The sequence below is a fragment of the Arsenophonus sp. ENCA genome, assembly GCF_002287155.1.
In the GTDB taxonomy this organism is placed as follows: Bacteria; Pseudomonadota; Gammaproteobacteria; order Enterobacterales; family Enterobacteriaceae; genus Arsenophonus; species Arsenophonus nilaparvatae.
The window spans coordinates 1-4,378 of sequence record NZ_NHNG01000675.1 but is presented as its reverse complement, the minus strand read 5'-3'; the positions used below and the strand labels follow the sequence as shown (position 1 = coordinate 4,378).

Below are 4,378 nucleotides of genomic sequence, written 5' to 3'. Positions count from 1 at the left end.
AAGGCAGCGAAATAAGACGGGATAAATAGAAAAGAATTTTTCTGGCGGTAATAGCGCGGTGGTCCCTCCTGATCCCATGCCGAACTCAGAAGTGAAATGCCGTAGCGCCGATGGTAGTGTGGGGTCTCCCCATGTGAGAGTAGGGAGCTGCCAGACTTTAATTATGTTAAGAAAGCCACCCAAGGGTGGCCTTTTGACGTTTTATTGTTTGATTTTGTAACTCTTATCTATTCTCTATATATCTACATTAATAGACTATATAATTACTATATATTAATTGAGTTTTGATATATGCATTCTGATAATCATAATGAATTAAAAAAATATAATACTTTTAGTCTTGATGCTAAGGCAAAAGCAATATACTCCGCTACTTTAGTAGAAGAGTTGCTTATGTTATGGAAAAATGCACGACTAAAAGGGTGGCCTATTTTATTATTGGGCGGCGGGAGTAATGTTCTCTTCATTAGTGACTTTGATGGCCTGGTTATTTTAAATCGAATTATGGCGTTAGAGATAACTGAATCAGCTAAGGAATGGTTTATTCATGTTGGCGCAGGAAATAATTGGCATCAATTGGTTGAAACACTTATAAAAAATGGCATCTATGGATTAGAAAATATGGCGTTAATTCCGGGATCTGTAGGGGCTGCGCCTATACAAAATATCGGTGCTTATGGTATGGAATTTAAAGATGTATGTCACTATGTCGATATTGTCAATCTGAATAATGGCCAACAATATCGTTTAGATGCCGCTGAATGTCAATTTGGTTATCGGGATAGTATTTTTAAGCATAAATATCGTGAAAATTTTGCTATTGTTGCAGTTGGTCTGAAGCTTAACAAGCTATGGCAACCCAGATTAACATATGCTGGTTTGACTTTTTTAGCAGCACCAACAGTGACAGCGGAAACTATCTTTGACGCTGTTTGTAAAATCCGGCAAAGTAAGTTACCTGATCCATTTTTGGTAGGAAATGCGGGTAGTTTTTTTAAAAATCCCGTTATTTCTAGTATGGCGGCAAATGAAATAAAGGCCCATTATCCTCGATGTCCAGAATATCCTCAAATCGATGGTACAGTAAAGCTTGCTGCTGGATGGCTCATTGATCAATGTGATCTAAAGGGTTATCAATGTGGTGGCGCGGCAGTACATAAGGAGCAAGCATTGATTTTAATTAATAAAAATAATGCGACTGGAGAAGATATTGTAGATTTAGCCCGTTATATCCGAAAAAAGGTTATAGAGAAATTTGCTATTACACTAGAACCAGAAGTGCGTTTTATTGGTAAATATGGTGAAGTAAATGCTATGGATACTATTTCATGAAAGATGTAACTATTCCTTTAAAACTCATCAAAATACTTTCTGATGGTAGTATACATTCAGGCGAGCAGTTGGGTGAATTACTTGGCATGACGCGAGCTGGTATTAATAAACATATTCACACACTACGTAAATGGGGTATTGAGGTTAATACTATTACTAGTAAGGTTTACCAACTTACTAGAAAAATGGATTTATTAGACTACGAGCGAATTTATGGTTTAGTGAGACGCGGAAATATAATAGTAAAACCGGTTATTAATTCTACCAATCAATATCTACTTGAGCGCATTGATCAATTAAGTTCTGGTGATGCTTGTGTTGCAGAATATCAAACAGCCGGTAGAGGGAGGCGTGGTCGATATTGGGCTTCTCCTTTCGGCTGTAATCTTTATTTATCATTGTATTGGCATTTAGACCAAGGGCCGGCTGCTGCCATGGGTCTAAGCTTGGTTGCGGGGATTGTGATAGCTGAGACCCTTAATAAATTGAGCGGTAGTAATATAAAAGTTAAATGGCCTAATGATCTTTATCTTAATGAAAAAAAGCTTGCAGGTATTTTAATTGAAATGGTAGGTAAAACTGGCGATGCGGCACATATTGTGATTGGTATTGGGATTAATATTGCAATGAGTCGTAATTATGAAACAAATATTAATCAAGGATGGATTAATCTTGAGCAGGCTGGTATTCAAATAGAAAGAAATGTGATCGCAGGTCAGATCATTATGGCATTACGTCATGAATTAGTGCAATTTGAGAAATATGGTCTTGTTCCTTTTATTAAGCGTTGGCTGGCGTTGGATAATTTTTTACATAAAAAAGTAAGATTACATATTGGTGATCACCTTGAAATCGGTATCGTGAAAGGTATTAATGAACACTGCGCAATTTTGTTAGAACAAAATGGTGAAATTGTTTCTTATATAGGTGGTGAAATTTCATTAAGGCCAGATAATTAGAACAATTGAGTCGAAGCTAATCATCGACTCAATGTTTGAAATTATTTTCTTAATCTAACATTTGTAATTGAATGATTAGAGCCTTTAGTCATGATCAAACTGGCTCTTTCTTTTGTTGGTATTATATTCTCTTCCAAATTTATTTTATTAATTTCTTCCCATATTGTTTTAGCTGTATTGATCGCTTCTTCTTGCTCTAATTTAGAATAATGGTAGAAATAGGCGTGAGGGTCGGAAAAAGCGCCTTGGCAAAATTTCAAAAATCGACTGATATACCATTTTTTCAATAAATTTTCCGGGGCATCAACATAAATTGAAAAATCGACAAAGTCAGATACGAAAACATGATGGGGAGCATGTGGATAATCCATTCCGCTTTGCAAAACGTTTAAACCTTCCAAAATAAGAATATCAGGCTGCTCAATCACTTGCTTTTTATCGGGAACGATATCATAAGTAAAATGGGAGTATACCGGAGCGGTAACCTGTTTGACTCCAGATTTTATATCAGAAACAAATTTTACTAAACGGTGCATATCATAGGATTGCGGAAATCCTTTTTTCTTCATTATTCCACGTTCGTTTAAAATCTGATTTGGGTATAAGAAACCATCTGTTGTAATAAGATCAACTTTACGATGCTCGGGCCACCGACTTAATAAAGTTTGTAATAGGCGAGCTGTGGTACTTTTACCAACTGCAACACTGCCTGCAATACCGATAACATAAGGTACTTTAGTACCATTAGTACCTAAGAATTGTTGTAAAACTGTTTGTCTACGTAAATTTGAACTGATATAGAAATTAAGTAGCCGTGAAATAGGAAGATAAATTTTATTTACTTCATCCATTGAAATTTCATCATTGATACCCTTCAGTTCCAGCAGCTCTTTATCCGTTAGTAGCTCTAGTGGAACAGAATCACGTAATGTTGCCCAATGTTCACGGTCAAATTCTAAATAAGGTGTTATTGAAAAGTTTTGTTGTTGTTTCATAAGTCAACATTTACCTGTGTACAGGTTGTCATAATCATTCATAACCAATAAAAAAATAGATTGCATAATAACGATTGAATATCTTTAGGCGTAGAGTTTTTTCTGTTTTTTTGTATTAATTAAATAATTGATCACAATTCATCCGTTTTTTATTTTTAGCAATGAAATAATATTGTATCTTTTACGATACGTTTTTATTAGTGAGAAAAATTTGATGTCATTTTTCACTAGAGTAAATAGTAAATAAAAAATTTATACTGTTGAGTATTTAAACATTTACTATAGAAAAAAGCAGCAAAAAAGGTTAAAGTGAGTGTTTTATAAGCAAAAGAACAAATATTTTAATTTTTTTGTTGCAACATGCTCGTTCTCTACCTAGAATGCGCAGCACCTGATGCCGGCATAGCTCAGTTGGTAGAGCAACTGACTTGTAATCAGTAGGTCCCGAGTTCGACTCTTGGTGCCGGCACCATTAAAAATTTGGATATAAGTAAAAGGTGGGATTCCCGAGCGGCCAAAGGGAGCAGACTGTAAATCTGCCGTCACAGACTTCGAAGGTTCGAATCCTTCTCCCACCACCATAAGTTTCATCTTAAGTGTTCAGCTTAAAATGCTACCTCGATGCAAAATACTTAAGATAAAATTTGCAGCTGATTAAAGTCAGGTAGCCGAGTTCATGGCGGGCATCGTATAATGGCTATTACCTCAGCCTTCCAAGCTGATGATGCGGGTTCGATTCCCGCTGCCCGCTCCAAGATGTGCTGATATAGCTCAGTTGGTAGAGCACGCCCTTGGTAAGGGTGAGGTCGGCAGTTCGAATCTGCCTATCAGCACCACTCCTAGAATATGTTCTTAATTGTTCCCTGATTTTTTTCCTGCGAAAAAACAAGAAACGAGTATATGACTTTTACTGCTTGGTTAATGTGGTGTAACCACCGATTCCGTGTCTTAGAGGGACAATCTAATGTCTAAAGAAAAATTTGAACGTAAAAAACCGCACGTTAACGTTGGTACAATCGGCCACGTTGACCATGGTAAAACAACTTTAACTGCAGCAATCACCACTGTATTAGCGAAAACTTATGGCGGTAG

The 4,378-nt window shown here is 36.4% G+C and carries 4 protein-coding genes, 4 tRNA genes and 1 rRNA gene; 8 read left to right on the top strand and 1 reads right to left on the bottom strand.

Translation table 11 applies throughout. The features are described from left to right. Nucleotides 1–40 precede the first annotated feature (40 nt). From rrf to birA, 3 genes are all read left to right on the top strand, one after another. Nucleotides 41–156 (top strand): 5S ribosomal RNA (gene rrf, locus CBG25_RS17790). A 135-nt stretch (nt 157–291) separates the two neighbouring features. Beyond that, nucleotides 292–1,332, top strand: a complete 1,041-nt coding sequence (murB, locus tag CBG25_RS17785; RefSeq protein WP_290608323.1) for a UDP-N-acetylmuramate dehydrogenase — start codon at nt 292–294, stop codon at nt 1,330–1,332. Continuing rightward, nucleotides 1,329–2,291, top strand: a complete 963-nt coding sequence (gene birA / locus CBG25_RS17780) for a bifunctional biotin--[acetyl-CoA-carboxylase] ligase/biotin operon repressor BirA (RefSeq protein ID WP_290608321.1) — start codon at nt 1,329–1,331, stop codon at nt 2,289–2,291. The genes murB and birA overlap by 4 nt, the downstream gene beginning before the upstream one ends. 41 nt (nt 2,292–2,332) lie before the next feature. Here birA and coaA read toward each other — a convergent pair whose 3' ends face one another. Then, on the bottom strand, nt 2,333–3,286 hold the full coding sequence (gene coaA / locus CBG25_RS17775) for a type I pantothenate kinase (RefSeq protein WP_032116415.1): 954 nt from the start codon (nt 3,284–3,286) through the stop codon (nt 2,333–2,335). A 396-nt stretch (nt 3,287–3,682) separates the two neighbouring features. Here coaA and CBG25_RS17770 point away from each other — a divergent pair. The 5 genes from CBG25_RS17770 to CBG25_RS17750 all read left to right on the top strand — a co-directional run. After that, nucleotides 3,683–3,758 (top strand) — tRNA-Thr (locus CBG25_RS17770). 24 nt (nt 3,759–3,782) lie between these two features. Further along, a tRNA-Tyr gene (locus tag CBG25_RS17765) sits at nt 3,783–3,867 on the top strand. Between the two features lie 98 nt (nt 3,868–3,965). Continuing rightward, nucleotides 3,966–4,040 (top strand) — tRNA-Gly (locus tag CBG25_RS17760). A 6-nt stretch (nt 4,041–4,046) separates the two neighbouring features. Then, nucleotides 4,047–4,122, top strand: a tRNA-Thr gene (locus tag CBG25_RS17755). Nucleotides 4,123–4,250: 128 nt separating this feature from the next. After that, a partial coding sequence (locus CBG25_RS17750) for a GTP-binding protein (RefSeq protein ID WP_228940279.1) occupies nt 4,251–4,378 on the top strand: 128 nt, incomplete at its 3' end.